At 60.9% G+C, this 13677-nt stretch carries 11 protein-coding genes; 3 read left to right on the forward strand and 8 right to left on the reverse strand.

Annotated features, from left to right (window positions below):
- Positions 1 to 103: 103 nt before the first annotated feature.
- The 5 genes from HKD24_RS07305 to HKD24_RS07325 form a co-directional block, all read right to left on the reverse strand.
- Positions 104 to 1036, reverse strand: coding sequence for an ABC transporter ATP-binding protein (locus HKD24_RS07305; protein ID WP_194259685.1), 933 nt, complete (start codon positions 1034 to 1036; stop codon positions 104 to 106).
- Complete coding sequence (locus HKD24_RS07310; RefSeq protein ID WP_194259686.1) at positions 1033 to 1986, reverse strand: ABC transporter ATP-binding protein; 954 nt, start codon at positions 1984 to 1986, stop codon at positions 1033 to 1035. Before HKD24_RS07310 ends, HKD24_RS07305 begins: the two co-directional genes overlap by 4 nt.
- Complete coding sequence (locus HKD24_RS07315) at positions 1976 to 2959, reverse strand: ABC transporter permease (protein WP_194259687.1); 984 nt, start codon at positions 2957 to 2959, stop codon at positions 1976 to 1978. Before HKD24_RS07315 ends, HKD24_RS07310 begins: the two co-directional genes overlap by 11 nt.
- Positions 2956 to 3939, reverse strand: coding sequence for an ABC transporter permease (locus HKD24_RS07320; protein ID WP_228124242.1), 984 nt, complete (start codon positions 3937 to 3939; stop codon positions 2956 to 2958). The genes HKD24_RS07315 and HKD24_RS07320 overlap by 4 nt, the downstream gene beginning before the upstream one ends.
- A gap of 69 nt (positions 3940 to 4008) precedes the next feature.
- Positions 4009 to 4206 (reverse strand): hypothetical protein, encoded by a 198-nt coding sequence (locus HKD24_RS07325; RefSeq protein WP_062500561.1) that lies wholly within the window; start codon positions 4204 to 4206, stop codon positions 4009 to 4011.
- A gap of 322 nt (positions 4207 to 4528) precedes the next feature.
- Here HKD24_RS07325 and cysK point away from each other — a divergent pair, with 322 nt between their 5' ends.
- Together cysK and HKD24_RS07335 are read left to right on the forward strand one after the other, a co-directional pair.
- Positions 4529 to 5524, forward strand: coding sequence for a cysteine synthase A (gene cysK, locus HKD24_RS07330; protein WP_041111260.1), 996 nt, complete (start codon positions 4529 to 4531; stop codon positions 5522 to 5524).
- Positions 5525 to 5648: 124 nt separating this feature from the next.
- Positions 5649 to 6317, forward strand: a complete 669-nt coding sequence (locus tag HKD24_RS07335) for an RBBP9/YdeN family alpha/beta hydrolase (protein WP_194259688.1) — start codon at positions 5649 to 5651, stop codon at positions 6315 to 6317.
- 21 nt (positions 6318 to 6338) lie between these two features.
- On the opposite strand, the gene HKD24_RS07340 is transcribed toward HKD24_RS07335, so the two are convergent.
- The 3 genes from HKD24_RS07340 to HKD24_RS07350 all read right to left on the reverse strand — a co-directional run bounded on the left by HKD24_RS07340 (position 6339) and on the right by HKD24_RS07350 (position 12542).
- Complete coding sequence (locus tag HKD24_RS07340) at positions 6339 to 8714, reverse strand: heavy metal translocating P-type ATPase (protein ID WP_194259689.1); 2376 nt, start codon at positions 8712 to 8714, stop codon at positions 6339 to 6341.
- A gap of 65 nt (positions 8715 to 8779) precedes the next feature.
- Positions 8780 to 10498, reverse strand: coding sequence for an ABC transporter ATP-binding protein/permease (locus HKD24_RS07345; RefSeq protein WP_322783295.1), 1719 nt, complete (start codon positions 10496 to 10498; stop codon positions 8780 to 8782).
- Complete coding sequence (locus HKD24_RS07350; RefSeq protein WP_407646358.1) at positions 10485 to 12542, reverse strand: TonB-dependent siderophore receptor; 2058 nt, start codon at positions 12540 to 12542, stop codon at positions 10485 to 10487. The genes HKD24_RS07345 and HKD24_RS07350 overlap by 14 nt, the downstream gene beginning before the upstream one ends.
- Before the next feature lie 734 nt (positions 12543 to 13276).
- Here HKD24_RS07350 and HKD24_RS07355 point away from each other — a divergent pair.
- Positions 13277 to 13672, forward strand: coding sequence for a hypothetical protein (locus tag HKD24_RS07355; protein ID WP_194259691.1), 396 nt, complete (start codon positions 13277 to 13279; stop codon positions 13670 to 13672).
- Positions 13673 to 13677: the final 5 nt, after the last annotated feature.

Below are 13677 nucleotides of genomic sequence, written 5' to 3' on the forward strand. Positions count from 1 at the left end.
GCGGGATCTCGGGCAAAAAATTCTAAGGGGGGCGTGCAGCCTTCTGTGCCCCACGGCAGGTGTTGCCGTCTATATCCAAGATCGGAACAAACCGTTGCCTTTTTTAGGGCAGTGGATAATGACAGGCGACCCTGCGCCCTTCTGCGACCCTGTCGAGTTCCGGTCGTTCCTGCGAGCATCGCGGCTGGGCCAGCGGACAACGCGTATGAAACGCACAGCCCTGCGGCGGCTTGATCGGGCTCGGGACTTCGCCTTTGAGCGGCGGCGGCAAGGGCCGGTCCGGACGAGGCACCGCATCCAGCAACGCCCGCGTATAGGGATGGGCCGGAGCTTCCAAGACCGCCAGCACGTCCCCTTCCTCCACAATCCGCCCCAGATACATGACGGCAATCCGGTCCGCCATCTGCCGCACAACCGCCAGATCATGGGAGATGAACACACACGCCACGCCCAGCGAATTGCGCAGTTCCCGCAGCAGATTCACGATCTGCGCCTGCACAGACACATCGAGCGCGGAGGTCGGCTCATCTGCCACCAGAAGATCCGGCCCCAGCATCAAGGCGCGGGCAATGTTCAGACGCTGCCGCTGCCCACCCGAAAACTCATGCGGATAACGGGACAGAACGGACGACGACAGGCCGACCTGCTCCAGCAGCGTCCCGATCCGCTCCGCAATGCCGGTCCGTCCATGGATCCGCATCGGTTCCGCCAGCGTATCGCCAATGGTACGGCGCGGGTTGAACGTCGAGGACGAGTCCTGAAACACCATCTGCATCCGCGGCCGCCAGCGCCGCAGCGCCCGGTCCGACAGGCCGGAAATCCGCTCGCCCTCAAAGAACACGTCGCCCGAACTCGGCGCCCCCAGACCGATCAGCGTGCGGCCCAGCGTGGACTTGCCACAGCCGGACTCCCCGACCAGCGCCAGAGCCTCCCCACGATGCACGACCAGCGACACATTGCTCACGGCCCGCAGGGTTTCCCCATGCGACAGGCGGTAGTGTTTGCTGAGGTTTTTCGCTTCAAGCAGGATGGTCATGCGTCGTACAGCACGCAGGCCACGCGCCGCCCTTCTTCCGGTTCACGCAAAGCAGGACGCACGGCACAGTCCGGTCGCACGTACCGGCAGCGTGGCGCAAAAACACAGCCTTCCGGCCGCGCATCGGGGGCTGGCGGACGTCCCGGAATGGTCGGCAGCGCATCCGGCCTCGGGCCATCCAGCGGCGGGATCGCTTCCAGCAACGCCTGCGTATAGGGATGCAATGGCCGCGCCATCACTGCCGCAACCGGCCCCTGCTCCACCACAAGCTCCGAATAGACAACCGCCACATGCGTGCAGGTCTGAGCAACGACGCCCATGTCATGCGTAATCAACATCACACCGGCCCCGCTGGCGCGGATTTCGCACAACAACGTCAGGATCTGCGCCTGCACCGTAACATCGAGCGCCGTAGTCGGCTCATCCGCAATCAGAAGTGCGGGGTCACAAGACAGCGCCATCGCAATCATGGCACGCTGGCGCAGACCGCCGGAAAGCTGGTGCGGATAGCGCTTCGCCGCTGCTTCCGGATCGGGGACACCCATCCGCCCCAGCAGAGCCACGGTCCGCGCCCGCGCTTCGCGGCGACTGACGGGCTCATGCAAGCGTATCTGTTCATCAATCTGCGCGCCAATGGACCGGACGGGCAGAAACGCCGTCATCGGGTCCTGAAAGATCATGGCCATGCCCACACCACGCAGACGCCGCCACTCACGATCCTTCATCCCCAGAAGCTCGCGCCCCTCGAAACGGATGGAGCCCGAAGCCTTCAGACTCGGCAACAGCCCCATGACACTCATGGCCGTCAGGCTTTTCCCCGACCCGGATTCTCCGACTACCCCCAGCGCATCCCCACGCCGCACGGTTAGGGACACGTCTTCCAGTAGCGGCGTTCCATTCGGCAGTTCCAGATGCAGGTGATGCAGCTTTAAAAGAGCGTCAGCGCCCATGCCGTCCCTCCATGATCCGCGGGTCCAGCAGGGCATAAAGCCCGTCCACCAGCGCATTGGCGATGACGACGAAAACGGCGGCGTACATGACTGTTGCCATAATAAGCGGCAGATCGAGCGTCGCCAGCGCCTGATAGGTCAGGCGCCCCACGCCCGGCATGGCGAACACGACTTCCGTCAGAAGCGCACCGCCCCCCAGAAGCTGCGCGAAATCCAAACCGAACAGCGACACATAACTCAGCCAGGACAGCCGCAGACCATGCCACAGCCACACCCGCACCGGCCCAGCCCCTTTGGCACGCGCCGTGCGGATGGCGTCTTCGCCCATGGCGGTCAGCAGTTCGGAACGCAGGACCCGCGCATACAAACCGATGAAACACACCGCCAGCGTCAGGGAGGGCAAAAACAGCGCCTTTGCCCACCCCCAGGGACTCTGCGAAAACGGCACATATCCAAGCGGCGGCACCCAGCGGAACAGAAACGTGTCATGCCAGCGGCTCTGCGTGACGAGATTGACGACCTCGCCCAGCCAGAACACCGGCATGGACAGACCGATCAGCCCCAGAACCATCAGCAACCGGTCCACCCAACTATCGCGCAGCACAGCCGAGGCAATCCCGAAAACCAGCGATCCACTGACCCAGAAAAATGCCGCCCACAGCACGAGCGAGAGCGTCACGGGTGCGGCCTGCAAAACTTCCGGAACGACCCGCTGCCCGTGATTGACGAAAGACGTCAGGTCCCGGGTGACGAACAGCTTTTCCATCATCTTCACGTATTGCACGGGCAGTGGACGATCGAATCCATACTCCGCACGGATACGTTCCACGACCTGCGGACTGGCCCCACGCCCTGCAATGCGCGCCGTCGGGTCCGCACCCGGTGTCGCAAAGAAAATGCAGAACACAAGAACCGAAATCCCGAAAATGACCAGAAGCATCTGCCCGGTCCGGGAAGCCAGACTGCGGATCATCGGCCGGCTCCTTTCGGATCAAGCTGGTCCCGCAGCGCATTGCCCAGAACATTAAGCGCCAGTACCGTCAGAACAATCGCCAGCCCCGGCACGATGGCCACCATGGGTCGCGTATAAAGCAGCCCTTCGCCGTCCTGAATGATTGTTCCCCAGGACGCCGCCGGGGCCTGCACACCGAGCGAGAGAAAGGACAGTGCGGATTCCGCCAGCATGCACAGCGCCATCACCAGTGGTGCCAGAACGGCCATGGTCGGCGTCAGCCCTGGCAGGATTTCCCGCCAGAGGATACGCCAGTCCGACGCTCCCATGCCCCGCGCCGCCATCACGAATCCCGCCTGCGACAGGCTCAGCGCCCGCGCCCGCAACGGCCGCGCCGCATAGGGCACATAAACCAGCGCGATAATCCCGATCGGGATCAGCAGATTATCCGCCCCGATCGTCACAGGCCCAAGCCGGATGCCATGCCCCACCGTGACAACGGACAGCGAAATTGCAAACAGATAGACCGGGATCGCCCAGAGCATATCCAGAATGCGTGACAGGATCAGATCAATCCAGCCGCCGAAATACCCCGCACAGATCCCGATACAGGCCGCCAGACACAGGCAGAACGTCGCAGACGCGGCCGCAATCAGCAGGGAATTGCGGCCGCCATACAGGACGCGGGCCGCCACATCCCGCCCCTGCGAGTCCGCCCCGAGCGCATACGGCCCCGGCCGCCAGTCCGGCCCGATCGGACTGAGCCCCAGATGAAGCGGGTTGTCGTTGGGCTGCATGAGGTCAACGCGCTGCCCGTTCCGGATCGTCGTGCCCGCGATATCGGACGAGAACGGATCAATCCCGTTGAGCGTGGCGTAAAGCGGGGCAGACAGGCAGGCAAGGATGATGGAAACCAGAAGCAGGGCCGCGAAGGCGCCGTCACGGCGCGTCAGAACAGCGCGGATAATCCGCCGATAACTTCCTTCCACACCTGCTCCCATCCGTTCCGGTTCGTGATCTTTTTTGTTCTACAGCACGAATACGTCCGGACAGAAGAGGCTCTTCGTCAATCAGACCATCTGGCGGCCGGGTTTGCGCACATGCTGGCGGATGCGCTGCTGCAGCGCGACCAGATCGGGAAGGAGTTCGTTATGGAGCGCGCGCACGCTGTCATGCGCGGCATAGAAGCGTCTCGTGCCACTCGTGCTGACCAGAATGGCCGCACCGAGGAAGACGCCGTTGATTTCGATAATGGTTGAACCAAGCATGATGCCGGACCCTGAAGAAAGAGCCCGACAGTCCAGTTGTCGGGCGTTATGACACGCCGGAGACACTTGCCTCCGGACCTGAAGCGGAGCAGCGTTTGCGCTGCGTGCTACACATTCGACACATCATTGACCGACCGGTCCCGTTGCTGTGGATGCCACTGGAGGCTGTCAGATACGACGGGCTGTAGCGTGCCGTCAACATATAACGCATGAACATGATGTGATATCGACGCCATAGCCATAATAACGCTATTGTTTCGTTGTAGCGGAAATCATCATTTACCGTCTGCCCTTTTCCCCATTTCCCATGTTAAGTGAGGCCATGAGCAAGAAGGTTCCGCTGTCCCCCGCCCCGTTCGAAGGTTATGCCGCCCCCCGGGGACGCGTTTTCAACTCCTTTCTGGAGACGGTGGGAGGCACACCGCTGGTCGCGCTGCCACATCTGACCCAGCGTGAGCATCTCAACGGGCGGCTGCTCCTCAAGCTGGAATTTTTCAACCCGCTCGGCTCCGTCAAGGACCGGATTGGCGTGGCCATGCTGCGGGATGCCGAAGCCCGCGGCCTGATTACGCCGGGCCGCACGGTTCTGATCGAGCCGACCTCGGGCAATACCGGCATTTCGCTCGCTTTCGCGGCCGTGGCGCTCGGATACCGCCTGATCGTCACCATGCCAGAAAACGCCTCGACCGAGCGCCGGAAAATGCTGCGCCTGATGGGCGCGGACACGGAACTGACACCTGCATCCCGTGGCATGGCCGGCGCCATCGAACGCGCCGAGCAGCTTAACCGCACCCTGCCTGACGCCTGGATGCCGAGCCAGTTCGAAAACGACGCCAATCCGGCGGTGCATGAAGCCACGACGGCCCGGGAAATCTGGGAAGATACGGCAGGCAAGGTCGATATGGTCGTGGCCGGTCTGGGAACAGGTGGTACAGCGTCCGGCATTGCGCATGGGCTCAAGAAACACCGCAAATCCATCAAGGTCTATGGTGTGGAACCGCGCGAAAGTGCCGTACTGCATGGCGATGAGCCCGGCCCGCATGGCATTCAGGGCATCGGCCCGGGTTTCGAGCCTGATACGCTGGATCTCAAGGCGCTGGATGGCGTGTTCGAGGTCTCCGAGCAGGAAGCAGTGGCAACGGCACGTCTCTGTGCAGCCGTTGAAGGTATCCCCATCGGAATTTCCTCGGGAGCCGCGCTGTTTGCCGGCATGGAACTGGCCCGCAAGCCCTCCAGCCGGGGCAAAACGATCGTGGCCATCGTCCCGTCCTTTGCGGAACGCTACCTCTCCACACAGCTCTTCGACGGGCTGGCCTGAGCACCCATAAAATAACTATAAACAAAAGTTATTTTATTTAATATGCGTTTGTGTTCGTTATTAACTCCAAGTCCTGTTCCGCTCTCCTGCAGAAGAGTCGGGACGGCTGAGAGGAGATAACGTCATGAACCTGTTTTCCGGCCGTCCGACATCCTTCGATCCAGCCTGGGCCACGCATGGCCTGCCTGATACGGGCCGCCAGCAGATCGCCGGCGCGTTCCAGCGCCTTGGCCAGCAGGTCGAACTGCTGCTGGTCCCCGGCCTGTTTGGTTCGGGTCCGGATCACTGGCAGTCCCACTGGGAACAGGCTTATGGCCTGAAACGTCTTCACCAGACGAACTGGGAAACACCCACACCCGCAGACTGGGAAGCAGCGCTCACCGCTGCGGTCGAGGCCTCGTCCCGTCCGGTTTTCCTGATCGCCCACAGTCTCGGCGCCGTGCTGAGCGCCAGGTGGCTGAGCCGGAATGGCGGACAGCGCGTGGCCGGGGCGTTTCTGGTCGCGCCTGCCGATATTGACCAGACGGCCCATCCGGACGTCACGCGCATCTGCTCTTTCGGGCCGCTTCCCAATACGCCCCTGCCCGTTCCCACGGCCCTCATGGCCAGCAGCAATGACCCCTGGCTGTCCTTGCCGCGTGCACGCGCGCTGGCCGGTCAGTGGCAGTCGGATTTTCTGGAAGCGGGCGCTGTCGGCCATATCGGCAGCAGCGAACCGCTGGGCCTGTGGGAGCATGGCGCGACGGCCATGCTCGATTTCGCCCGCCGGAAACTGCCGTTCCGGGTGCAGTGACTGCACCTGGAAAAGTCTGTCTCAGGACTTGCCGGAGATCGGTTTCCAGCGGTTGAGCAGCAGGGAGTTGCTGACCACCGAGACGGAACTCATGGCCATGGCAGCGCCCGCCACGATCGGATTCAGCATTCCGAAAGCCGCCAGCGGCAGGCCCAGAATGTTGTAGATGAAGGCGAAGAACAGGTTTTGCCGGATCTTGGACAGGGTCGCATGGGACAGTGAAATCGCGTCCAGAACGCCCGTCATCTCGCTCTTCATCAGCACGACATCGGCCGTATCGAGAGCCACGGCAGAGCCCGCACCAATGGCGAACCCGACATCGGCGGCGGCCAGGGCCGGCGCATCATTGATGCCATCCCCCACCATGCCGACCAGACCGCCCTGCGCCCGGTATTTCGCAATACCATCCGCCTTATGCTCTGGCAGAACGCCGGCGAGATAATCGTCTATGCCAACCCGTCGTGCCACAACCGATGCCGCGCGTTCATTGTCGCCGGTCAGCATCACGACCCGGATGCCACGGGCCTTCAGGGCTTCTACGGTCGCCACGGCATCGGACCGGAGTTCATCCGCCAGCGCGATAATGCCCAGAACCTGACCGCCCTGCGCCACGGCGATAACGGTATTACCCTCGCTTTCCAGCACGGCAACCGGCAGCGCCGACAGGTCCAGACCGCTTGCCTGCATGAAAGCCGGCGAACCCAGACGCGCCTCCTGCCCCCCGCACTGCGCGACAACGCCCTTACCCGGAACCGCCTGAAAATCCTCCACTGCGGCAGGGGCATTTCCGCCGTGGCTTTCGGTATAATTCACGATGGCGCGGGCCAGCGGATGCTCGGAATGATGCTCCAGGGCATGTGCAACGCCCAGAAACCGATCCACCGGAATGCCAGCTGCCGGATAAACGGCAGCAACCGTGGGGTGGCCCTGCGTCAGGGTGCCGGTCTTGTCGACGATGATGGTCTTGAGCTTCTCGGCCCGTTCCAGCGCATCGGCATTGCGGAACAGGATACCGGACTGCGCGCCACGCCCCGTCCCGACCATGATGGCCGTCGGCGTCGCCAGACCCAGCGAACACGGGCAGGCAATCACCAGAACGGAGACCGCGGAGACCAGACTCCAGGTTGCGGAACCGGTCACGGCCCAGCCGATCAGGAAGGTCAGCACCGCAATCCCGATGACCGCAGGCACGAAAACGCCGGAAACCCGGTCGGCCAGACGCTGCACATTGGCCTTCGACCCCTGTGCCTGCTCGACCATCTTCACGATCCGCGCCAACGCCGTATCCGCACCCACGCCGGTCGCCCGCACACGCAGCGCGCCATTGGCGTTCATCGTGCCGCCAAAGACCTCGTTGCCGATTTCCTTGAGAACCGGAATACTTTCCCCCGTCAGCATGGACTCGTTGATTTCGGAAGACCCCTCGATGATCTGGCCATCTACCGGCACGCTTTCGCCGGGGCGCACGACGAAAATATCGCCGACATGCATGTCCGCAACCGCACGGTCCACGATCGCGCCATCACGTTCGACATGCGCGATCTGCGGCTGAAGCTGGAGCAGGCTTTCGATCCCCGCGCTGGTCCTGTTCTTGGCGCGGGTCTCCATGAGCTTGCCGAGCGAAATCAGCGTGATGATGGACGCACTGGCTTCGAAATAAACATGCTGATGCAGCCCGAACACCACCACGATCGCACTGAACAGCCAGGCAATGGACGTTCCCAGCACAACCAGAACATCCATATTCGCCGAGCCACCACGCACGGCATTCCAGGCCCTTTGATACAGATGCGCGCCACAGACGAACTGCACAATCGTGGCGAACAGGAACTGCACCGGAACCGGCACGATCATGCGCCCGAAGGCCATGCCGATCATCTCGGCAAAGAGCGGCAGGGACAGGATAAGCGTCAGGATGAAGCGGTTGCGCTCACGCTTCCAGATGGCTTCACGCCTGGCTTTGGGATCTTCACGCGTTCCCTTGTCCAGCCGTTCCGCACCAAAACCGGCCTTTTCGATCTTCCCGATCAGGAACGCCGGTTCGACCACGCCGGGAATGTAATTGATATGCGCCCGCTCAGCCGCAAAATTCACGCTGGCCTGCACGGAAGGCTGACGGTTCAGGATTTTCTCGATCCGCGTCGCACAGGCCGCGCAGGTCATGCCCGACAGCGACAGGTCAAGGCTCTTCTCATCCACGGAAAAGCCAGCACGACGCACGGCCGCCACAACGCTTTCAACGGAGGACGAGGCATTTTCAAAAACAACCTGCGCACGTTCGGACGCAAAATTCACCGTCGCCTTCACGCCGTCCTGACGATTGAGGACTTTTTCAATCCGCGCGGCACAGGCAGCACAGGTCATGCCACCGACGGGGAAACTGATCGTTTCTGACATCTGGAAGGGATCCTGTCGGCTGGAAGAACTCTGTAGAGGGTCCGGGAGATATATACCCCGATACCCTATTTTTCAAGCACGCAAGAGACAGCATGGCCATCGCCAAGGATAATCTCGTGATCGTGGAAGCGGCACAGCGCATTGCGATGCGCCACACTGATAAAGGTGGTGTCTGGCAGCGTGGAAAGAAGGGCCTCGTAAAGACGGCGTTCATTGCCCTCGTCCAGGGCAGATGTGGCCTCGTCCAGAAACAGGATCGCCGGCCGGAACAGGAGCGCCCTCGCCACGGCCAGACGCTGCTGCTCTCCGGGAGACAACACATCCCCCCACTCCGCGATGTCATCCAGCCGAGGACTGTATCCCGCCAGATTCACGACTTGCAGAGCCTGCTGACAGGACAGCGTTTCATAACGGTCCGGCGTTGCGGGATAGCTCAGGGCCTGACGCAGGGTACCGGACGGCACATAGCTGCGCTGGGGCAGGAACATGGCCTGACGCATGTTGAAAGACACCGCCCCGCTTCCGTGACGCCAGAGGCCGGCGAGTGCGCGCAGGAACGTGCTTTTTCCCGAACCTGACGGCCCACGGACCAGCCAGCGCTCCCCGCTTTCCATCGTGAGCGACCCGATTTCCGTGATCGGTTTTCCGTCCGGCAGGCACAGCACAAGATCACGGGTCTGAACCGCAGGGCTTTCGGACGCAGAGCGTTCGATCCCGCTTTGGGACTGCTGGCTGACCACCCGCTCGAACTCACCCAGACGCTGGAGCACCGAACGCAGTGTTGCCAGATCCGCATAATTGAAAATGAACCATTCCAGACTGATCCGGACCTGCGTGTAAGCCGAATTGATCTGGGAATAGAGCCCGAACGTCAGGGCATGGGCCATGGCTTTGGGCGCCAGCATCAGCCACAATGGAACCGTTGCGATACCGGTATAGGTTTCACCGATGAAATTGACCCGCCAGGTGTAGCGCACGACGCTGCGCCAGTTGATGGCAATATGCGCCAGATAGCCGGACAGACGCAGATGCTCGGCTTCCTCGCCGCCATAAAAGGCGATCTGTTCGGAATTGCGCCGGATATCCATCAGCCCCGCACGCAGATCCGCGTCGAAATGCTGCTGCCGGTAATTTGCCCCGATCAGAGGGGAGCCGAACCGCTCCAGAATCCCCGAAGCCGTCAGGGTCGTGATGACCGCACCCAGAAAAAGATAGCCGGGGATGTGAAAATGATGGCCATGCCAGTCGAAGGACAATACCCCCCCGATGTTCCACAGAACGACCGCAAAGGAGAACAGCGTGGTCACGGCGTCAATCGCATCCAGACCGAGCCTGAGCGTCTGGACCGTCATCTGTGACAGATCATCCGCGATACGCTGATCCGGATTGTCCGCCCGGTTCGGCCCGTGTTCGAGACGGTAATACGCTTCTTCCGACAGATACTGCCGCAGATAGACCCGCGTGTTCCACAAACGCCAGCGCATGGACAAGACCTGCGTCAGATAAGTCTGCGTCACATGCACTGCAACGGAGCCAACCGTCACCAGCAGGTAAAGCGGCAGCATCCCCAGACAGTGCGCGACCTGACCGGCAAAAAACGCATCGAAAAACCGGTGATACCAGGCCCCGAACCAGACGGCGGACTGAACGTAAAGCACGGACAGTCCGATGGTCCCTCCCAGAAGGGACCAGGCCCACCACTTCTCTTCGGATTTCCAGTAGGGAAAAAGGACTTTCCAGTCCGAAAGTGAATGTGGCGGGGTCGTTTGCTCAGTAGTTTGCACGAAGTGTGGCCATGAAGCTGCGGGGAGCGGCAGGGAAATTGAACTGCCAGACGCCGCTAGCGCGCTCATAGTAATAGCGGTTGGTCAGGTTTGTCGCGTTCAGCTGCAGCTTCAGATGTCTGTTGATCCTGTAGCCGATCATGCTGTCCAGCGTCATGTAGCCGCCCTGAACCGTCGTCGCATAACTGCCGCGCAGATTGCTGTTGGCATCAATTCCCGCACCGAAACTGAGCCCTTTCAGGCGTCCGTCCGGCACGTTGTAATGCACCCAGGACTTGAACATGTGGTGCGGGGAATAGACGCCGCCGAAATCGCTGACCTTCGCGTCCGAGACCTTCGTATCCAGATAGGTATAGCCGATCGAGACATCGAGCCCCGGCAGGATCTCGCCATCGATCTGCGCTTCCCAGCCCTGACGCCGGATTGGCCCTGTGGTTATGTAGAACTGCGAGTGATCCGGATCCTGAACAGGCTGGTTCACGCTCTCCATCCGGAACAGCGCGGAAGAGATGTTCAGGCGGCCATGGAAATATTCCGCCTTGAAGCCGGTCTCGACCTGATTGCCTTCCTGCGGCTTCAGCCCGCCCCCGCGATAGGTCTGCCGCCCGACCGAAGGCGTGAAGATGCTGGAATAGCTGGCATACCACGAGATGTTCGGCGTGATCTGATAGACCGTACTCAGATAGGGGGTGAGCTGGCCGCGAATGTCCGAAGTCGTCGCCCATTCGCTCTTCGGACCGGGCGAGACATACTGAAGCTTCTCGTAGAACCGCGACACGCGACCGCCGAGGATCAGCGAAAGATGCCGGATCACTTCAAGACGGAGCTGTCCGTAAAAACCCCACTGATAGGCGTAGTCGTCCGTACCGTAACCATCATCGTTCTGCTTATAGTCGATGCAGTTCGCAGCCGGCGCCTTCACGACGCCCGTATTGTTGATGCTGACATTGTTATAGATGGCATCGCAGTTGACGTTCGCATACTGCGTCAGCTGTTCGTAGGAATTATAGTTGAAGCCGAACAACGCATGATACGTGCGGTTCAGAAGACGGAAACTGCCTTGGGCATACACATCCGCTGAACGCGACGTGTTCTTGCCCCGCATCCCGACAATCCCGATATCCTGATACTGGAGCAGACCGGTATTGGCATCGATCGTCGTCCAGGGCTCGTTATACAGCGTGTTGTAATTCTGGTCATAGAACGTGGCGCGCGCGGTCGCCGTCCAGTCGCCCCAGAGCTTCTGGGTGATGGACGCAATCGTCTGCTGCGTCATGTAGTTGCTATAACCCCATTCCTGGCTCGGATTGGCATCGCGTCCGCCATACCACAGCGTGTTTTCCGTCGTGACCGGCAGACCGAAATATGGCGCCGTGATGTCCTGCTGCTGGGCTGCGTGAGACACAAGGAACGTGGTGGTCGGCGTGACGTCCCATTCCAGCGCGCCATAGGCCTGCCATTTGCGCGAATGGGAATATTTGTAGAAATAATCGTTGTCTTGGAACAGATCGGCCGTCCGGAAGCGGAGCGTCTTCGACCGGTTCAGCGGAATGGTCATGTCCACATCGGCACGATAATTGTTGAAGCTGCCGACCATGGCGGAACCATCGACCGCGAAATCCCGGCCTGGCTTCTTCGTGACCTCGTTGACAACACCACCGGCGCCACCACCACCCTGCAACAGACCGGACGACCCGCGCAGCACCTCGACACGATCATACATCGACAGGTCGAAAGCCGCGTTGTTCAGCGTACCGGAAGCATCCGGCGTACCGTCCACGGATGTCGTGAGCTGATAGCCACGGGAATAGTAATTCGAACTGGCTGTCGAGCCGGGCAGAACACGGATGCCGTTGATCTGGCGCATGGCGTCCGCCATCGTCAGCATGTTGGAATCTTCCATGCGCTGCTGGGTGATGACGGAAACGGATTGCGGCACGTCCTTGAGCGCCACGGGGCTTTTGCCCCAGGCTTCAACGGCAGGTGCCGTATAGGTGTGATTGCTCCCCAGAACCCGGATGTTTTCCACCCCGATCCCATCCATATCCGCAGAGGATGCTGTTTCTGCTCCTGTCACAGGCTTCGCAACGGGGAGTTTTACAGACTTCTGAACAGAGGCTGCGGCAGCGGGATGCGAAACACAGGAAACCGGATGCGGCGTTCTGTGTATGGCATGACAAACGGACGGGTGATTTTTCGTCCGCTCCGCAACCGTGTCGGCCATGGCCGCAGGGCAGGTCCCCGCCATGAGACTGCCCCAGATCAGGGTATTGTAGGAAATGGCGGACAGGCTGAGCCGGCGGCGCACTGAAGAAGTGCCATGCTGTGTCATAGTGTCTGTCCTAGAGAGACATGCTGGCGCCACGCAACATCCTGCGTCCTGAAAGCATCATTTAGTAACATGGGGCCGGTCATGAAACACGACTGTTCCGGATCTGGCCGATCCGGCCGCATTATTGTTTCAGGAAAAGGCGTACCGCATTTCAGGAAACGTCTCCAAACCCCGTGTTTTCGACACCATCCTAACCGCCACGGGCAAAATCCGGACCGTGTGCTGTTTCCGTCATGCTACGAAATTCCTGAAAAACAGCCCCTCTCTATCAGCAGCTTTCATATACAAGATCAGGATATAGAATATATGTACTGACTCCGAAACATATTCGGCAGGACTTTTTGCGTCTGGAAAAAAAATCTTTCCCCATTCCCCTGCCGGGTATAGAATCCCATAAGATTCGAGCATTCGAATTACCCCGCCTCTTACCCCTGGTGAGACTTCTGATGGTCAGGACACATGCCCGGATCTGGATCGGCCTGCTGGCCTGCCTGCTGATGCAGGTCGGGCTGCTGCTGGGCACGTCCACCGCGCAGGCCCGCACCGAAGCGCCCCATCACATGATCATGGCGATGCACCACATGGTCCATCACCAGAAACCCGAGAGCACGGACTGCTGCAGCACATCAGCCTTCCACGCGATCCCCCATTCCCAGCAGTCTTCCGGGGGCTGCTGCCATACGCATGTGGTCTCGACCGAACCCATGCTGACCATGGCGTCCATCCAGCCTTCCGGTCCCGTCAGTCTGGCGGCGCGGGCCTTTGCATCCGGACGGCATGACCGTTTCAGCGGCACCGACTGGATCCCCGCCTCTCCCCCACCAAAACTCCGCGCAATCTGACACAC

This window comes from Gluconobacter vitians (genome assembly GCF_015244565.1).
In the GTDB taxonomy this organism is placed as follows: Bacteria; Pseudomonadota; Alphaproteobacteria; order Acetobacterales; family Acetobacteraceae; genus Gluconobacter; species Gluconobacter vitians.

Bases quoted from the DNA above. Each gene is read 5' to 3' on its own strand.
- HKD24_RS07320 (WP_228124242.1), bottom strand. From the start codon at position 3,939: ATGGGAGCAGGTGTGGAAGGAAGTTATCGGCGGATTATCCGCGCTGTT.
- HKD24_RS07350 (WP_407646358.1), bottom strand. From the start codon at position 12,542: ATGGATGGGATCGGGGTGGAAAACATCCGGGTTCTGGGGAGCAATCAC.
- HKD24_RS07335 (WP_194259688.1), top strand. From the start codon at position 5,649: ATGAACCTGTTTTCCGGCCGTCCGACATCCTTCGATCCAGCCTGGGCC.
- HKD24_RS07310 (WP_194259686.1), bottom strand. From the start codon at position 1,986: ATGGGCGCTGACGCTCTTTTAAAGCTGCATCACCTGCATCTGGAACTG.
- cysK (WP_041111260.1), top strand. From the start codon at position 4,529: ATGAGCAAGAAGGTTCCGCTGTCCCCCGCCCCGTTCGAAGGTTATGCC.
- HKD24_RS07315 (WP_194259687.1), bottom strand. From the start codon at position 2,959: ATGATCCGCAGTCTGGCTTCCCGGACCGGGCAGATGCTTCTGGTCATT.
- HKD24_RS07325 (WP_062500561.1), bottom strand. From the start codon at position 4,206: ATGCTTGGTTCAACCATTATCGAAATCAACGGCGTCTTCCTCGGTGCG.
- HKD24_RS07340 (WP_194259689.1), bottom strand. From the start codon at position 8,714: ATGTCAGAAACGATCAGTTTCCCCGTCGGTGGCATGACCTGTGCTGCC.
- HKD24_RS07305 (WP_194259685.1), bottom strand. From the start codon at position 1,036: ATGACCATCCTGCTTGAAGCGAAAAACCTCAGCAAACACTACCGCCTG.
- HKD24_RS07355 (WP_194259691.1), top strand. From the start codon at position 13,277: ATGGTCAGGACACATGCCCGGATCTGGATCGGCCTGCTGGCCTGCCTG.